This is a genomic window from Lysinibacillus sp. NPDC093197 (assembly GCF_044754025.1).
Lineage (GTDB): Bacteria > Bacillota > Bacilli > Bacillales_A > Planococcaceae > Lysinibacillus.
The window spans coordinates 60162-76883 of the sequence record NZ_JBIVOH010000011.1; the positions used below are offsets into that span (position 1 = coordinate 60162).

The 16722-nt window shown below is 37.1% G+C and carries 20 protein-coding genes; 2 read left to right on the forward strand and 18 right to left on the reverse strand.

Annotation, left to right across the window (positions count from 1 at the left end):
- The 8 genes from ACIP9G_RS21150 to ACIP9G_RS21185 all read right to left on the reverse strand — a co-directional run.
- Positions 1-1056 (reverse strand): InlB B-repeat-containing protein (locus tag ACIP9G_RS21150; protein ID WP_401022040.1); only part of this gene is annotated, 1056 nt, incomplete at its 3' end.
- Between the two features lie 5 nt (positions 1057-1061).
- Positions 1062-1601 (reverse strand): phage tail protein, encoded by a 540-nt coding sequence (locus tag ACIP9G_RS21155; RefSeq protein WP_401022042.1) that lies wholly within the window; start codon positions 1599-1601, stop codon positions 1062-1064.
- A gap of 12 nt (positions 1602-1613) precedes the next feature.
- A complete protein-coding gene (locus tag ACIP9G_RS21160; RefSeq protein WP_401022044.1) occupies positions 1614-2114 on the reverse strand; it encodes a phage tail protein in 501 nt (166 codons plus the stop codon).
- 15 nt (positions 2115-2129) lie between these two features.
- Entirely contained in the window at positions 2130-2642 is a 513-nt protein-coding gene (locus ACIP9G_RS21165; protein ID WP_401022047.1) for a phage tail protein, read from the reverse strand.
- Between the two features lie 20 nt (positions 2643-2662).
- Entirely contained in the window at positions 2663-3124 is a 462-nt protein-coding gene (locus ACIP9G_RS21170; RefSeq protein ID WP_401022125.1) for a GNAT family N-acetyltransferase, read from the reverse strand.
- Positions 3125-3144: 20 nt separating this feature from the next.
- Positions 3145-3540: a hypothetical protein gene (locus ACIP9G_RS21175; RefSeq protein ID WP_340821363.1), complete on the reverse strand. Its 396-nt coding sequence runs from the start codon at positions 3538-3540 to the stop codon at positions 3145-3147.
- Between the two features lies 1 nt (position 3541).
- Positions 3542-4678 carry a hypothetical protein gene (locus ACIP9G_RS21180; RefSeq protein ID WP_401022050.1) on the reverse strand — a complete coding sequence of 379 codons (1137 nt, stop codon included), beginning with the start codon at positions 4676-4678 and terminating at the stop codon, positions 3542-3544.
- A gap of 269 nt (positions 4679-4947) precedes the next feature.
- A complete protein-coding gene (locus ACIP9G_RS21185; protein ID WP_401022052.1) occupies positions 4948-5997 on the reverse strand; it encodes a helix-turn-helix transcriptional regulator in 1050 nt (349 codons plus the stop codon).
- A gap of 97 nt (positions 5998-6094) precedes the next feature.
- Here ACIP9G_RS21185 and ACIP9G_RS21190 point away from each other — a divergent pair, with 97 nt between their 5' ends.
- Both ACIP9G_RS21190 and ACIP9G_RS21195 read left to right on the forward strand, forming a co-directional pair.
- Complete coding sequence (locus ACIP9G_RS21190) at positions 6095-6799, forward strand: class I SAM-dependent methyltransferase (RefSeq protein WP_401022054.1); 705 nt, start codon at positions 6095-6097, stop codon at positions 6797-6799.
- Complete coding sequence (locus ACIP9G_RS21195; RefSeq protein ID WP_401022056.1) at positions 6796-7839, forward strand: saccharopine dehydrogenase family protein; 1044 nt, start codon at positions 6796-6798, stop codon at positions 7837-7839. Before ACIP9G_RS21190 ends, ACIP9G_RS21195 begins: the two co-directional genes overlap by 4 nt.
- Before the next feature lie 53 nt (positions 7840-7892).
- Here the strand turns inward: ACIP9G_RS21195 and ACIP9G_RS21200 are convergent, their stop codons facing one another.
- From ACIP9G_RS21200 to ACIP9G_RS21245, 10 genes are all read right to left on the reverse strand, one after another.
- A complete protein-coding gene (locus ACIP9G_RS21200; RefSeq protein WP_401013928.1) occupies positions 7893-8615 on the reverse strand; it encodes an amino acid ABC transporter ATP-binding protein in 723 nt (240 codons plus the stop codon).
- Positions 8608-9267, reverse strand: a complete 660-nt coding sequence (locus ACIP9G_RS21205; RefSeq protein ID WP_401022057.1) for an amino acid ABC transporter permease — start codon at positions 9265-9267, stop codon at positions 8608-8610. The genes ACIP9G_RS21200 and ACIP9G_RS21205 overlap by 8 nt, the downstream gene beginning before the upstream one ends.
- A gap of 80 nt (positions 9268-9347) precedes the next feature.
- A complete protein-coding gene (locus tag ACIP9G_RS21210; RefSeq protein ID WP_340821370.1) occupies positions 9348-10142 on the reverse strand; it encodes a transporter substrate-binding domain-containing protein in 795 nt (264 codons plus the stop codon).
- A gap of 571 nt (positions 10143-10713) precedes the next feature.
- Positions 10714-11076, reverse strand: coding sequence for a Na+/H+ antiporter subunit G (locus ACIP9G_RS21215; RefSeq protein WP_340821371.1), 363 nt, complete (start codon positions 11074-11076; stop codon positions 10714-10716).
- Positions 11054-11338, reverse strand: a complete 285-nt coding sequence (locus ACIP9G_RS21220) for a Na(+)/H(+) antiporter subunit F1 (protein ID WP_401022060.1) — start codon at positions 11336-11338, stop codon at positions 11054-11056. Before ACIP9G_RS21220 ends, ACIP9G_RS21215 begins: the two co-directional genes overlap by 23 nt.
- Positions 11338-11820 carry a Na+/H+ antiporter subunit E gene (locus tag ACIP9G_RS21225; protein ID WP_340821373.1) on the reverse strand — a complete coding sequence of 161 codons (483 nt, stop codon included), beginning with the start codon at positions 11818-11820 and terminating at the stop codon, positions 11338-11340. The genes ACIP9G_RS21220 and ACIP9G_RS21225 overlap by 1 nt, the downstream gene beginning before the upstream one ends.
- The gene (locus ACIP9G_RS21230; protein ID WP_401022063.1) at positions 11820-13325 is read right to left on the reverse strand and encodes a Na+/H+ antiporter subunit D; all 1506 of its coding nucleotides are present in this window, start codon (positions 13323-13325) and stop codon (positions 11820-11822) included. The genes ACIP9G_RS21225 and ACIP9G_RS21230 overlap by 1 nt, the downstream gene beginning before the upstream one ends.
- The gene (locus ACIP9G_RS21235; protein ID WP_139860092.1) at positions 13318-13656 is read right to left on the reverse strand and encodes a Na(+)/H(+) antiporter subunit C; all 339 of its coding nucleotides are present in this window, start codon (positions 13654-13656) and stop codon (positions 13318-13320) included. Before ACIP9G_RS21235 ends, ACIP9G_RS21230 begins: the two co-directional genes overlap by 8 nt.
- Before the next feature lie 3 nt (positions 13657-13659).
- Positions 13660-14082 carry a Na(+)/H(+) antiporter subunit B gene (locus ACIP9G_RS21240; RefSeq protein WP_340821375.1) on the reverse strand — a complete coding sequence of 141 codons (423 nt, stop codon included), beginning with the start codon at positions 14080-14082 and terminating at the stop codon, positions 13660-13662.
- On the reverse strand, positions 14072-16483 hold the full coding sequence (locus tag ACIP9G_RS21245; protein WP_340821376.1) for a Na+/H+ antiporter subunit A: 2412 nt from the start codon (positions 16481-16483) through the stop codon (positions 14072-14074). The genes ACIP9G_RS21240 and ACIP9G_RS21245 overlap by 11 nt, the downstream gene beginning before the upstream one ends.
- Between the last annotated feature and the right edge of the window lie 239 nt (positions 16484-16722).

A 16722-nucleotide genomic window follows, 5' to 3' on the forward strand; every position in this document is an offset into this window, starting at 1 on the left:
TGCTTCCCACTTCGCATAAAGTGTCGTATTCGCTGTAATGACATTGCTGGTAAAATCATATTGATTTGTTCGCTCATCATCTGTATACCAGCCTTCGAATGTGTAGCCTGCTTTTGTTGGGGCTGGTGGCACTGTTGCTTTTTCACCATGTGCTACGGATTGACTTGGTACTACACTTCCACCATTTACTTCAAAACTAACAGTATACTTCAGTGGTTCCCACTTCGCATAAAGTGTCGTATTCGCTGTAATGACATTGTTGGTGAAATCATATTGATTTGTTCGCTCATCATCTGTATACCAGCCTTCAAATGTGTAGCCTGCTTTTGTTGGGGCTGGTGGCACTGTTGCTTTTTCACCATGTGCGATGGATTGATCGGGTACTAGACTCCCCCCATCTACATCAAAGCTAACTTTATGCTTCTCCTCTACAGTGGGTGTGGTATTAAAATCAATTAACTCAATTTTGTCAAAAACTGCATAGTCATCTATCATATTTGGCGACGAAAGAATTAATGTAATAATATTTTCACTACCAATATCATTTATATTCTGTTCAGTAAGTAAATCACCGATGGGTATAGAAATAGGGGTATCGAATTGATTAAATATATAGGATGGTTTAGAAAAATCTTTTTCAATCCCTATAAATTTAGTCGGTAAAATAGATAAAGGTTGATCAAAACCTCCATTAACTACCCAATTATCCGAGCTGCCTATATTAACTCTCAAATTAGAAATATCACCCGTAACTCCCGAATCAATTGGCGTAAGGCTTAACTTTGCATTCGAATAGTCAGTGCCAGATGGTAAATAAAATTTAAGATAAGCCGTGTTTGTCTGATCGCCTGAATCATAACCACCTGCTCCAGCAAGTCCTTCTAAAATATTAACGCTATTTGGTGTACTTTGATAAACAGTCCCCGTTACAATATTTATAGGTTCAATAGTTGGAATTGCTGCCCTCGCAACTTGTATATCCAAAAATGGTTGTACAATGGTGAGCAACATTGCAACCAACATAAGTACAACATTTATCCGTTTATAGTTTCTCATCTATATCACCCTTCATTTACTGGGTATTCACCATACAAACAAATAATAAAGTTTAATGCTACATATGGTTGCATGTTATTGTGTGCCATATTTCCTCCAGTTGTTTCAATCGCTTGCTGATGAATATTTACTTTTGTAGTTGGTGTATATTCTTTATATAACTTCTTTGGATTCAATCCTCCTAGAGCGCTCCAAATGGCACCTTCGGGACTACTAACTCCACCCGTTGTTTTTGTGCTCCCTTGCATTTCATGCTTATGGGCAGGCATTTGCTCACTACTTAATAACACACTTACTTCACCTACTTCTGTGGCAAATTCCCTTGTTGTAAGTCCTGTGCCCGTTCCGTAATGCATGGGCGCTTTACCTCTTAAATCTGGCAACTTAAAGTCTGTTTTGCCATCGCCACCAAATCTATTACCGATAATTGAAAATAACACTTGGTGCTGATTAACAAGTAATGTACTTCCATCACAAAAAGCCCAATCACTTGGTGCATAGTTGCCAGCGAATATTTTAATCTCTCCTGTATAGGCTTCTGCCATTTTCGTTCCTCCCTAACTCCGTGGTGGAAAAATCCCCATTGTTGCAATACAAAACGATACGACTAGATAAGGCTGCATATTATTATGGGCCTGATTTTGTCCAGTGACTGTCATCGCTGTTGCACTCATTGCAGTATTTGGATTACTGGCAAACATATTATTGCCATTCACTTTTCCCCATACGTTACTCTTTGGTGTTGCTTTATTTGTTTCACCCTCATCCGCATAAACTTCATGCGTATGATTTGGCATTTCATTTATCGTTAATGCGTGTGTTGCTTCACCACCCATTGATGCATAGGCAATTTCGTCGCTTTTATGTAACGGTACTCTACCTTGCAAATTGGGTAGTGCAAAAGTTGTTTTACCATCTCCCCCGTATTTATTTCCTATCAAAGAATAAAGTGCTATGTATTGATTCACCGGCAATAGACGTCCATCACACGGTAACCAATTTTGAGGTATTTTGTCGAAACTAAAAAGTCGTACTTCTCCTACAAATGGTTCTGCCAATGTACTTCCTCCCTTTTAAGAAAAATATGGGTACAGTCCTTGTGTTGCAATAATAAAATTAATAACCAATGAAGGCATGACATTTTCATGTGGCTGATTGCCACCAACTGATGACATTAAATTACTATTCATCTGCACAACATCACTCGCTATACTTGTTTGATAATTCTTTAAATCAGCTACTCCCCATACAGTATTAGATGGTGTGCTTTCTGTTGTTTCCGTTTTAACATTATTTGCTGTAATTATATGCGTATGGGCTGGTAAATCGGCCTCGATTAATGTCACTGTCTCCTCTCCGCCTTTACTAGCAATAGGATATTCTGGACTTTTATGAATTGGGATTCTTCCACGTAAATCAGGTAACGCAAAATTTGTTACCCCATCGCCACCATATTTATTTCCTATTAACGAAAAAAGAGCCTGGTACTCATTAACCGATAATAATTGTCCATTACAAAGCTCCCAATCCCTTGGAGCATACTTACCACTAAACATACGAATTTCACCTAGGTACGCATCTGACATACCAACACACTCCTTCTCTTTTATTTCCATAGCATTTTTATATAAATCTCGTTTTCCTGAATAACTTGAAATCCTAGTCTCTCATAGAGATATCTTGCAGCATTTGTTTTAAGGACGTGTAATACAACTGCTTTCTTTTGTACTTTTGCCTTTTTCTGCAGTTGAACAATAATATATGTCCCAATACATCTTCCCTGATATTTTGGCAATATAGCTATATCAATCAGACGATGATATTCAGGTAGTTCTTCCGTGAGAATCCTGCCAACACATTCAGCACCCGCAACAATAATCCAATGATTTGCCCTTGGAAATTCCTGATTATACGAAACTTGTTGTGCGCGCCATTGCATTGCTAAAAAATCGGCCCTTTGTTCAGCTGACCATCCCCATGAATTTACTTCTTGATTTCTTGTCGAGGCATAGATTTCGTAGAGAAATGTTTCATCTTCCTTTGTGATAGATTTAAGCTTTATTTTCATCAAATATGTTCCACTTTCTTTTAGGCATTCTTATTCGTTACAATGATAGATCGTACAAAGTTATGTCCTTTGTCAGGCAAGTCTTCCCAACTATCGACGTGCAATTGATGATCAGCTAAGCATTCAGCTCGATTTTTGCTCTTTTGTGGAACGTCTAGCGCTATCGAGATTGTGCCATATGATTTTCCGCCTTGTGGGACTATATCTCGCCATGAGCAAGAGCATTCATATCCATTGGGACCTGTGGATGCTTTTATTCCCAATGCCTGTAATGTTGTGTTTGGAGGAATATTTACCGGCTTCTGGTCTTCCATATCATCGGTATTCCAGATACCCCACGCTAGCTGCGATTGAAAAACTTCAAGCTCACGGTCTGTTGCATTTGTAATCATTAATGAAAATGTCCAAGTCGCCATTTTAGTGCGCTCCTCCTGTCGTTACTTTATTTCTCGTATTATCCATTACATCGTATAGATGCGTACGATGTAATACGGCATAATCCCATTCAGAAGCACCAATTAACGTTGTTACATTATTGTTGTCCGTTCGATAAAGAAGAATCATTTTACTAAAAATCCAAGGTACAACGTCCATATCTTTATCACTCGGGGCTTCAAAAACTCTTTCTTTCGATTTTTTCTCAGTTTGCTGTTGCTCTGTTGTAACAGCATTTAATATATTAAACTTCGCTTTTAATTCCGCCTGTAGTTCCTGTGCCACACTTGCCTTTACCACTTTTTCATCAGATACAGAAATCTTTTCTGTAAATTTAAAGGCCGTTTCAATGGTACTAACTTTCTCTTCCACCACTTTACTTGTAGTAGATAATCCAAACTCATCTTTTACTGTAATTTTTCCCTTTTTCGTAACAGTTTCGATTTTAGACGCATCTGCTCTTAAACTAGTCACTTCTACGGAATAATACTGTTGTACTTCACGTTGCTTTAAATAAAGACTATCAAACGTTAAATCATTGACCCCATCAAATAATCTTTTTGAAATAGTAAAGATAGGTGTTTTGAATAACGACATCTTTTCAAAATGAACACCACTAGGAATATATTGATTTAAATCAATATCTCTCACATCTTCGATTTCAACTAATGCGTTAATTTTGGCCCAATCTGTTTCTAGATTGTTTCTTATTTCATTTTGTTTTAATTTATCTAGCTTGTTAGAAATACGGATATTTCGAACAAAGCTATGGCCATCATGTGTAATGTCTTTCCACTCAGCTACTTCAAAATATCCATTTGCTCGACATCTAGCTTCATTAGGATCATTATAAGGAACATTCACATAAAGACTTATTACCCCGTACGGTGCTTGCGTTTCACTATTTTTATCTTTCCAAGAGCAAGAAAATTCATAACCATTTGGTCCAAATGCTGATTTGGCGCCAACAGCTTGAATTGTTTGCCCTGCTTTAATAGTTTGAGGTTTTTTATCCTCTTCACCATCTGTATTCCAATAGCCCCAATGTAATTGCGATTCTACTAGCTCTAAATCTCGATCTGTATCATTTGTGACATTTAAATAAAAAGTCCATGCCATCGCTACTCCTCCTAATATCAGAATTTTCCGAATAATAAATACATATTTATATTTAATTGCTATCTCTTACTACCTAAAAAACGGTGTCGAATATTGTATTTTCTTAGGACTCTCTTACTGTTTTTCATTATATTATAAATTCCCTATTTTCCTCTACGAAATTTAAGTTAAGTTTTCTTAACCTTTCTACCTATTATTATTTTGTCATATTAAAAAGAATCTGCAGATATTCTTTTAAAAGAACATCTGCAGATTTTTATAGGGCTTATTTATTCATTAAAACGAGTAAATAGCTTCCAAATTAATTCATTACGATCACGCACATCGACCTTTTGAAAAATTAGCTTTAAATGATCCTGAACAGTATAACTAGAAATTCCGAGATTATGTGCAATATCTTTTGTCGCCATACCTTTCATTATTTCAACTATAACGTCCTTTTCTCTAGGTGTAAGCTGATAAGCTGTCAGTAAAAAAGTTAGCATTTCTTTAGGGGATGCTTCGTTTAATACTATCGCTATTTGTTGTTGTAAATCAGCTGTCATGAGAATGGATGCTTGGATTGTTATATAACCTTTGTTATGAATTGGCACTAACAAGGAATTTTCAATGTCCTTTCTGTTTGCCAGTAAGTTCGCACAAATTGCCTGTATTGGCTTCGGCAATTGCCAATCAAGTAATCCTTCATTTTTTCTTAAAAGTACTAACAATTGAGATGCCTTCATATTTGTAGAAAGAATATGCAAATCTTTATTCAAAATAATGATTCCACTTTGCTCCCGTTCTGTTGGCAGTCGCTCTTCGATAATCGTTTGATGGAATCTTTTTAAAGCCTTCCCCATGACAGGCATGAGAATTCTAACTTGTTCTACCTCTGCATCTTGAAAAAAGGGCTGTACATTTTCTGTCTTTTTAAAAAGTGTTAAAAATCCATAGCATTGCCCTTGAAACATCAGTGCAGCTCGAATTTCATCACTAAAGCCATGAGGCTCTAACACCTCTTTATATCGTACACACTGGATACCCACATCACTAAGTCTACCGATATATAGGCCACTTTCTACAAGATAACGATAGTTATTTACATCTCCTGAGCCATATTCCAAAGACATTAGTTGTTGATGAATATTTTCTATTGATTGCTCTGTAACAGCACCTATTGAAAAATACATTTGAGTATCTGTCATAGTGCAACAATATGCATCGAAATTAATAAACTTACGTAAATCTTCTACTATTTTTTGTCGGTACTGAACTGAATTCACGTTATTTTTTAAATAGCTTTCTGATTTCCTTCGCCAATACTGAATATCTTGCACGAAATTCCTCCCCCAGAATTATGGGATAGTTCATTTTCCATAAGTGTTTATAATTGAGAATAATTCTTAATTATATTGTACAACACGGAGGTAAAAAATGAAAAATCTACAGCATGATTGGCAAAATCCAATTGTCTCAAGCTACCAAAATACTATTCGACAAAAAATTATTGGTTACGATCTTATTTACGATATGATGACTGAAATCCTTTATAGTTACCCTACTATTGATAGCATGTTAATAGTAGGGGCTGGTGGCGGTCAGGAACTATTTTCCCTCGGGAAGGCATTCCCTTTCTCCCATTTTACAGCCGTTGATACTTCAGAAATCATGCTACAGTTGGCTCGAAAACGTATGGAGAAAGTTGATCCTCCCCCTCAGATTGAGTGGTATGAAGAAGATTTACGTTCATTGGTGCTGCACCATCAGTTTGCAGTTGCATCCTGTCACTTAGTTTTACATTTTATTGAGGAACTTGAACAAAAGAAAGCACTACTACAAAAAATGGCAGATAGCTTAAAGGATAATGGAGTGTTATTTATTTCATCCATTAATACAGACATGTCAGCAGCAGCATTTCCACTCCAGCTCAAGTATTGGCGGAGCTCTATGCTGCAAAATAATTTATCTGAAGAACATTGGCTTCGTTTTGAGCAATCTTTTGGCACATCTACTTATCCAATTAGCCTTGAAATGCTAACTGACTTACTACATGACGTTGGCTTTTCAAAGGTAATGCCATATTTTAAGTCACATATGGTTGATGCTTTAGTGGCCATTAAAGAAGAGGTAAATAAATGACAACAAAAAATATATTAATCGTCGGGGGTTATGGTGAGGTTGGTCGCAAAATCGCAAAATTACTAATGCAAAGTTATCCTAATCGAGTTTGGATTGCTGGAAGAGATTCACAAAAGGCTAAACAGTTTTGCGTCCAACAAAATCATCTTGTTAGCCCGATGCAGCTTGATGTCTCTAAGCCTGTACAGCCAAAGCAGCTTGAAAATATCGCGCTAGTCATTATGTGTCTAGAGCAACAGGATACAGCGTTTGCTGAGCTATGCTTGTCAGAAGGAATTATGTACATTGATATTACTGCAAGTCATACCTTTCTAACAAAACTTGAGCTCCTTCACCCAGTAGCCGTTCAGCATCAATCGACAGCTGTAATGAGCGTAGGAATGGCACCTGGCTTAACGAATTTAATGGCCATGTATGTTGCGCAACAACTGCCTTCGATTGCAAAACTTCATATTTCAATTTTACTTGGGGCAGGCGATAAACATGGTAATGGCGCAATTCATTGGATATTAGATCAATTAAATAAGCAATACACCGTTAAAAATCACACTGGGACGAAGATTACTAATTTTACAAATAAACGCTTCGTGCATTTCTATAAGATTGGCAAACGTAGCGTCTATCAATTTAATTTTTCAGATCAGCATACATTAAGCAAACATTTTCCTCGGGCGCAGATTGTAACAAGGATGGGGTTTGATGTAGAATGGCTCAATCGGTTTGTCTCTTTTCTACAAAAAAGCCGACTTTCTAACATGTTAAAAATAAATAAAATACAACACATCCTTACCTCACTTATCCAAAAAGTTAAAATTGGTTCGTCTGTATGTGCGATAAAAGTCGAAGCCATTGAAAAACACACACCACCAATAGCATTATCCTTTGTTGATAATGATGAATCATTAGTTACAGCGAAAATTGCCGCAGCAGTCGCTACTGAGCTTTTAGAAAAAGAGCATCCATTAGGAACCTATCATATAGAGGAGTTATTCAAGCTTGATGCATTTATAGATCAATTTGATGATTCTTCTTTCATTTAAAGCAAAAACGCATTTAGCCTCTAATATAAAAGAGACTAAATGCGTTTCATAAATTATAAAACTTTTTCTAAAAAGTCTTTTGCGCGTTGTGTAGAAGGTGAAGAGAAAAACTCTTCTGGCGGTGCATCTTCTATAAGTTTTCCACCGTCAAGGAATAGAATGCGATCTGCTACTTCACGCGCGAAGCCCATTTCATGCGTTACGATTAACATCGTCATCCCTGAATCTGCTAAGTTTTTCATAACTGCTAACACTTCTTTAACCATTTCTGGGTCAAGAGCAGAAGTAGGCTCATCAAACAGTATCACTTTTGGGTCCATCGCAAGTGCTCTAGCAATTGCTACACGTTGCTTTTGTCCACCTGAAAGGCGACTTGGATACTCATTACGCTTCTCAAAAAGACCCACTTTCGTTAGCAAATCTTCAGCATTTTTAATGGCTGTTGCCTTATCCATCCCCTTTACATTGATGGGTGCATAAGTTAAGTTTTCTAAAACCGTTTTATGTGGGAAAAGGTGAAAATGCTGAAAAACCATGCCGACTTCTTCACGTATCTTCATAATATTTGTCCCTTTATCAGTAAGGTTATCTCCAGCGATTGTAATCTTCCCACTCGTCGGCTCTTCTAATAAATTTAAGCAACGTAAGAATGTAGACTTACCAGAGCCTGATGGTCCGATAATAGCAATTACTTCTTTTTCTTTTATTTCAGTTGAAATACCTTTTAGTACTTCATTTTGCCCAAATGATTTGTGTAAATCTTCAATTTTAATCACTTTTTCTCATTCCTTTCTCGATTCGTTTACCAAGGAACGTCAAGACAAGCGTCATAATATAGTAGATTACCCCAGCAAATAGTAAAGGTTCAAGGTAACGATACGTTGAACCACCTACAATATAGGCACGGCGCATAATATCAAGTGCACTAATAACCGTTACAACAGCTGTTTCTTTATTTAAAGTAATAAATTCATTTACTAAAGATGGTAATATATTTTTTACTGCTTGTGGAATAATAATATCTTTCATCATTTTTGAATACGGTATACCTAATGCTTGAGCTGCTTCCATTTGACCTTTATCGACGGCGTTGATTCCGGCACGGATAATTTCTGAAATATAAGCACCTGAGTTTAACCCGAATGCAATGATTGCTGTTGGAATTGGCTCAATTTGAATATCTAATAATTGTGGGACTGCGTAGTAAATAATTAATAATTGTAGGACAAGTGGTGTACCGCGGAAAATGGATGTGTAGAAATCCGCAAGCCATCGTAAAATTTTCACTTTCCCAATTTTAAATAATGCTAATAATATACCAACGATAAAACCGATGATGGATGCACCGATTGCAATTTGAAGTGTAACACCTATTCCTTTTAATATATAAGGAATAGAGGGAATGATTGCTGTAAAATCTAAATTCACAGCGTCCCCTCCTTTCTCTTTTCCTTTTAGTGAAATGGACAAGCGATAGCCCTAGATAGAGCTATCGCATTTCAATTGAATTATTCAGCTTTTTCTAACCATTTTTCTTCAAGCTGTTGAATTTTTCCTTCATCAGCTAGTTCTTTTAATGCTTTGTTAATTTTATCTTTTAAATCGCTACCTTTTTGAACAGCGATTGCTTTATGATCTTCTGGTTGTACTTCTACTGGGAACGCCGCTAATTTATCGTTTGTTTTTAGATAACCTTTAGCTACGCCACCTTCCATGATTGCTCCGTCCAAGCGTTTTGACATCATATCTTGGACAATTTCAGGAATACGTGTACGTCCTTCAATAGATACATCTACTTTTTCAGCAATAGCTTTACCTAAATTTTCTTGAATTGAAGCAGTTTGTACACCGACTTTTTTACCAGCTAAGTCCGCTTCTTTTTTAATACCGCTATCTTTTTTAACTACGATAACTTGTTCTGTTTGATTGTATTTGTCTGAGAAATCTACGACTTTTTCTCGCTCTTCATTTGGTGTCATCCCAGAAATAACAACGTCTACTTTACCTGCTTGTAAAGCAGGGACTAAGCTGTTAAAGTCCATATCTTGAACTTGCATTTCTACACCTAGTTTTTCACCGACTAGTTTAATTAAATCAATATCAAATCCAATAATTTCTTCACCTTTAGCAGCGTCAACATATTCAAATGGTGCGTAGTCTGCTGATGTACCTACTTTTAGTACTTGTTTCTCTGCTGAATCTGAACCAGTATTTGAATTTGTTGCATTATCATCTTTAGTTCCACATGCTGCAAGTACACCAATTACTAGAACGAGCATAAGCATGAAAATTTTGTTCTTCATATTCTAATTTCTCCTTTTTTTTCGTTTTTTATTGTATATGAAACATTTGTGTCTCGAAAATAGTCGATTGGATATTTATTCATATAGCAGAATAAAAAATCTATCTGCTAATTAAGATATACTCTTTTAAAATAATTTTCAAGCTATACACGAAATTTTTTAACAAAATATTTTACACAGAATTTTCTAATAAATCAATGTTTTTATATTTTTTTGTTATTTTTGAATTACTCTAGAACGTGTTACTTTACTATTTTCATTCTTGTCATCATTTATGCCTGTAAAACATAGGACATCTGTCTAAATGAATGCATATTGGAAAAGAGACTGGACAACATAAAAAAAGTGTTAGATTGATTTGCTGTCAATCTAACACTTTTCTCTTTGTCGTTGATTTCCTCTAAGCAGTTGCTTTTCGCGTGAGTCACCGACTTCACAATCATCTTCAACTATTGTCATCTTCATAATTTATCCAAAAGAAAGAATTGCTAAGTTCTTCTCCATAATTAATTGAGAAAATTACCCTGTTCCTAAAATAATGTCTCAGTCGCAACACGAAACGCTTCGCTATTTATTCGTCTTTGTCCATAAATAGCTTTGCTTTTAATTCATCTTCTCCCGATCCTTCTGCTAAAGGCACACGAGATCGATATGCAGCACGACATATTAAATGGCCAGCTACTGGTGCTGTTACAAATACAAAGAGAATCCCTAAAATTAATCGAACGCTCACATAGCCGTCGTGTATCCAAAAGTAGACAAATGCACCTAACAGGCAGCTTAATACAGACAATGTTGAACTTTTCGTCGCTGCATGTGACCGTGTATAGACATCAGGCAAGCGAATCATACCAAATGCACTAATAACACTAACGATAGAACCAACAAGTATTAGGATGACTGCCGCCCACTCAATCATTTGATTTACGTTCAACAATCACACCTCTTTCAATATATTTTGTAAAGGCAATTGTACCGATAAACGCCAATATACCTAAAATTAATATTGCTTCTAAATATGCCTTTGTTTTTAACACGATGGATACGATAGCTATTGCAGAAAGTAGATTGATACCTATCGTATCAAGCGCTATCGCACGATCAGGCATAGATGGGCCTTTTATGACACGATATAGCGACAACGCAATCGACACACTAAATAACGCAAGTGCTATTAATAAAACATTTTCTACCATTAGCGTGTCACCTCCATAATCGCTTTTTCAAATTTCCCTATGGAGCGAACTACGGCGTCTTTTGATTGCTCAATATCCATAGCATGGATATAGAACAAATCTCCATCCTCAGAAACCTCCATCACAACTGAACCAGGTGTCAGCGTTAACAATATTGCGAGCGCTGTAATTTCCCAATCTCCATTAAGTTCTGTTTTATACGTAAAAATACCCGGTGTAATATTCAACTTAGGTGTTGTTATTTGTTTTAACACATTGTAGCTCGAGAGTAATAGCTCCCAGTTAAAAAGCCATAGTAGTTTAATAATAGAGAAAACACGGCGCAAATAAAATTGAGTACCGTAAAAACGATGCATTGCATACAAAATTCCAATACCAACGATAAAGCCCATTAAAAATGTAGAAAACTGGGGTGTGATTTCATCCTGTAGCAATAACCATAACGTGGCAATAAATAAATTTAATATAAATTGCATAGCCATTACTTATTCACCTCACCTTGCCATTGTTCGCCGTTCAACACTGCGTCAATATAAATAGAGGGTGTGTGAAGCGTTTCTGCCGCATCCTTAACATACGGTGACATCCACTCAGCACCAATGCCTAAACCGATTGTGCAAACTGTTAGTAAAGTCAATGGTAACACTACCCGTTTCGGTAGTGGTTTTTCATCCTCAATACTAATAATGGTTTCACCAAAAAAGGAAGAAAGGAAAATACGTAGTAGAGAGTAGAGAACTATTAAGCTAGAAAGGAAACCTAATCCTAGTAGCACAAAATTCCCTCCTTCAATGGCCCCTTGTCCAATTAAAACTTTGCCTAAAAATCCACTTAATGGTGGAATTCCAGCGAGCGAACACATCATTATAAAGAATAGCCATCCGAAAAAGGGATAATTCCGAATAAGTCCACTCATTTTATCTATAATGGTTTCACCAGTTACGTAAATCATCATCCCTACCGCTAAAAACAGCATAGCTTTTACTACCATATCATGCATTAAGTAGTACGTTACACCTTGCAGGGCAGATTCCGTACCGATAGCAAGTCCAGCAACAATAAAACCTACACCAATTAGGACATTGTATGACGCAATTGTCCTTACATCTCTTCCGGCAAGTGCACCCATGCAACCAGCAATTATAGTTAATCCTGCCATAACACTGAGGATTGTATGTGTTACCTCGGTATTCGTTGTAAATAATAATGTAAATGTGCGAACAAGTGCATAAATGCCAACTTTAGTTAATAGAGCGGCAAACAATGCAGCAATGGCTGTTGGTGGCGCACTATATGAACCTGGCAACCAGAAGAATAGAAGTAAACCTGCTTTTAAGCTAAAAACAATCAGGAACACAAGCCCTACTGTTGTAATAAGTGGGTCAGCTCCAGCTTCCATAACACGTAAGGAAATATGGGCCATATTTAACGTCCCGATAGTTCCATATAAAAATGCTAATGCCACTAAAAAGATCCATGAAGCAACAATATTAATAAGTACATACTTCAGCGCTTCTCGTAGCTGTATCTTCCCACCACCTAAGCTAATAAGTGCATAAGAGGCAAGTAGCATCACTTCAAAGCATACAAATAAATTAAAAATATCTCCTGTTAGAAACGACCCATTTACCCCCGCTACCATTAAGAGCACAAATGGATAAAAATACATTTTTTCGTAGTGCTCGCCAATTGTGAAGATAGCGTATAATAAACAAATTGCTGCGACAATATTCGCTACTAAAACAAGTAGTACCGCAAAAGAATCGGCAACAAATAATATCCCGAATGGCGGTAACCAGCCACTAAAATCAATACGCATCACACCTTGTTGATGGACCTCTAACAAAAGTACGACACTTATGATTACAACGAAGGCAAACGTACACAGGCTCAGAATGCGTTGTAACAAAACATGTTCTCTTAAAAACACTAGCAAAATGGCCGTAATAACCGGCACGATTAATGGTAAAACGATTATATTACTCATCAGACGTACCTCTCAATTCATCAAATTCCCCAGTGCCATTAGTTTTATAGGCACGATAGCCGAGAACTAGCACAAATGCTGTCACTGCAAAGCTAATCACGATAGCCGTTAAAATTAATGCTTGTGGAAGCGCATCTGCGTATGGACCTGGCGATTCACCAATGAGTGGCACATCCCCTTTTTTCAGGCCCCCCATCGTTAAAATAAGTAAATGCGCAGCATGTGAAAGTACTGCTGTTCCAAGAATCACACGTAATAATTGCTTTGAGAGGATTAGGTACGTCGCTACAGCAACTAACACACCAATTAATATTAGAATTAAAGACTCCATTGGCTATTCATCCTCACTTATACTTAAAATAATTGTCACAACAACGCCAACAACCGTTAACGCCACGCCAGCTTCAAAAATAGTAACAGTCGAGAAGCCCATTTTTCCGAAAATCGGCACATCGATATACGTATATGCTTGTGATAAAAATGGTACATCAAAAAACAGCGAACCGATGGCCGTACCTGTCGCTAATAATACGCCCAGTGCTGCTACCTTTTTAAAATCAAACGGCATCCCTTTGTGCACTGTTTCAATATCGTAAGCTAAATATAGCAGTACTATTGCCGAGGCAAGCACGAGACCACCTATAAAACCTCCACCCGGAGCATGGTGTCCTGCAAAAAATAAGTAAATACCAAGCGTTAAAATAATGAATACGACAGCCTTTGTAATAGTACGTAAAATAACGTCATTAATTTTCATGGTCTGCCTCCTTCTTTCGTGGCTTGAGCTTTGTCAGCGTGTACACGCCTAAGCCAGCAATTAAAAGAACGACAACCTCTAACATCGTATCAAACGCACGAAAATCCCCTAAAATAGTGTTAACAATATTTGATCCGCCAGCTAAGTCATACGCATCATTAAAGTACAGCGCGACCGTTTCAAAGCGGTCATAGTGCACGACAGCTAAACCAACTAACGTTACCGTTGCACCTACAAAAATGGCGATAACAGCATTTGAAAACTTCACTCTTTTGCGTGAGGATTCAGGCATTAAATCCGGTAAAAATTTAAAACACAATAGGAACAATGCTGTTGTCACGGATTCAACAACTAGTTGCGTAAGTGCCAAATCAGGTGCTCGGAAAATTACGAAGAAGAATGCGATCGAATAGCCAAGAACGCCGTTCAATAGCATAGCCGTAATCCGTCCCTTTGCAAAAATCATCCATATTGCAGCAAACATCATAACAAACACTAAAATAAGCTCATAGGACTCTACTGGTGAATCCTTTGCAAAATCAAATGCCATGGCATCAGACCATATAAAATATCCTGCAATGAGCGCGACAAAAAACACATAGATATAGACAAAATAATGTGTTAAATTGCCTGACATATAACGATTAGTGAACTTCATAGAGCCTTTTTCACTAAACTCTATAAGGCGATTATAGTAAGTGTTAAACGTATAGTTTTGTGAAAAAATACGATATAGAGGCTTCCAGCTTTTTAATGTTTTAAATAAAATAATGCCGACAATTATTACACCAATGGTCATCAACAATTCAGGATTAACACCGTGCCATGCATAAATATGTGGTGTTAATTCACTAGCTGATGGGAATGTTGGATAAATACTAGCCATTGCAGGCTCTAAAATATAATGGCCAAGGACGTTTGGAAAGAAGAAAATTGCGACTACTAATAAACAAAGTACTATTGGCGAAATGAGCATCCCAATCGGGGCTTCATGTGGTTTTTTATCCAATTTAGCAGGTTGCAATTTACCGAAAAATGTATGAGCAATTAAAATCATGCTGTAAACAAACGTAAAAATACTTGCGACCCATGCCACGATAGGGAATAAAACACCCCAACTATCCATAGAAAAGATATTGACCTCACGAATTTGTAACACGGCCGTAAAGAACATCTCCTTACTTAAAAAACCATTAAATGGAGGTAATCCCGCCATTGATAATCCGCCTATTACAGCTATCGTAAATGTCACCGGCATTAACGCCATCAAACCACCGAGACGACGTATATCACGTGTTCCAACTTCATGGTCAACAATACCAACCATCATGAATAATGCCCCTTTAAATGTGGAGTGATTAATAAGGTGGAACAATGCCGCAAAACTCGCTTGTGTATATATGATTGAACTTTCAGCATATCCAAAATAATGCCCTGCGGAACCAAGACCAAATAAACTCATAATTAACCCAAGCTGACTAACTGTTGAAAACGCTAGTAACGCCTTTAAGTCTGTTTGACGTACTGCATTGAACGAGCCCCAGAACAATGTTAAAAGGCCAATTCCACTAACTAGCCAGAACCAAATAGCCTCACCACCAAATACTGGAGAAAAACGTGCAACTAAATAAATCCCAGCTTTCACCATAGTAGCCGAGTGGAGGTAGGCACTAACAGGAGTTGGGGCCTCCATCGCATCAGGCAACCAAATATGAAAAGGAAATTGTGCGGATTTAGTAAAAGCACCTACTAAAATTAGCAATAACGCTGGAACAAATAGTGAATGTTCCCGTATTAGCTCTACGTTAGCTACTATGTCGCGAATACTAAATGTTCCTGAAGCTACATATAGCATTAGGAAACCCGCAAGCATTGAAAGACCACCGAAAACAGTAATAGTCATTGCTTTTCGTGCACCAGCACGTGAAGCTTTACGATGATGCCAAAATGCAATTAACAAAAATGAAGACACACTTGTTAATTCCCAAAATGTATACAGCACCATTAAATTATCTGAAAAGACGACGCCGAGCATAGCGCCCATGAATAGTAATAAGTAGCAGTAAAAATGATGAAGAGATTCTTTCGTTGATAAATAAAAAATTGAATATAAAATAACTAAACTACCTACACCTGTAATCAGCAAACCAAAAATAATGCTGAGCCCGTCGAGATATGTCGTGAAGTTTATATCAAAAGAGGGAATCCACTCATATGTATGAATAAATGTTTTACCCTCGGCAATTTGAGGAATGTACCGTGCGAGTAAAATAAACAATATGATTGGAACGGATAAAACAAACCAGCCTAAATGTATAACACGCCTTAGTCGCCTATAGAGCAAAGGGATTAGAGCGGCACATACAAATGGTAAAAGTATCGCAATGAGAACTGTAACCAAATGAAAACCTCCTACAATCAATTTCGTCCAGCAATTTTGCGCCCGAGATTTTGTATTTTTAGGCCTGCATGATACAGGTCAGTTAGCTGATAGTACATATATGCATACTATAAAATAGCTCCTAAATTATTCCTTACAAAATATTTGACATTCGCCGTTGCTTTAACGTTATTCAGCAGCGTTTGAATAACTACTGTAAAATACAAGCCTGCTATCCCCTTCTTAAAGAGGTACATAGT

Excerpts from the sequence above, each read along its gene's own strand:
- ACIP9G_RS21155 (WP_401022042.1), bottom strand. The coding sequence starts at position 1,601 with ATGGCAGAAGCCTATACAGGAGAGATTAAAATATTCGCTGGCAACTAT.
- ACIP9G_RS21165 (WP_401022047.1), bottom strand. The coding sequence starts at position 2,642 with ATGTCAGATGCGTACCTAGGTGAAATTCGTATGTTTAGTGGTAAGTAT.
- ACIP9G_RS21170 (WP_401022125.1), bottom strand. The coding sequence starts at position 3,124 with ATGAAAATAAAGCTTAAATCTATCACAAAGGAAGATGAAACATTTCTC.
- ACIP9G_RS21175 (WP_340821363.1), bottom strand. The coding sequence starts at position 3,540 with ATGGCGACTTGGACATTTTCATTAATGATTACAAATGCAACAGACCGT.
- ACIP9G_RS21180 (WP_401022050.1), bottom strand. The coding sequence starts at position 4,678 with ATGGCATGGACTTTTTATTTAAATGTCACAAATGATACAGATCGAGAT.
- ACIP9G_RS21190 (WP_401022054.1), top strand. The coding sequence starts at position 6,095 with ATGAAAAATCTACAGCATGATTGGCAAAATCCAATTGTCTCAAGCTAC.
- ACIP9G_RS21195 (WP_401022056.1), top strand. The coding sequence starts at position 6,796 with ATGACAACAAAAAATATATTAATCGTCGGGGGTTATGGTGAGGTTGGT.
- ACIP9G_RS21210 (WP_340821370.1), bottom strand. The coding sequence starts at position 10,142 with ATGAAGAACAAAATTTTCATGCTTATGCTCGTTCTAGTAATTGGTGTA.
- ACIP9G_RS21220 (WP_401022060.1), bottom strand. The coding sequence starts at position 11,338 with ATGGTAGAAAATGTTTTATTAATAGCACTTGCGTTATTTAGTGTGTCG.
- ACIP9G_RS21225 (WP_340821373.1), bottom strand. The coding sequence starts at position 11,820 with ATGGCTATGCAATTTATATTAAATTTATTTATTGCCACGTTATGGTTA.
- ACIP9G_RS21230 (WP_401022063.1), bottom strand. The coding sequence starts at position 13,325 with ATGAGTAATATAATCGTTTTACCATTAATCGTGCCGGTTATTACGGCC.
- ACIP9G_RS21235 (WP_139860092.1), bottom strand. The coding sequence starts at position 13,656 with ATGGAGTCTTTAATTCTAATATTAATTGGTGTGTTAGTTGCTGTAGCG.
- ACIP9G_RS21240 (WP_340821375.1), bottom strand. The coding sequence starts at position 14,082 with ATGAAAATTAATGACGTTATTTTACGTACTATTACAAAGGCTGTCGTA.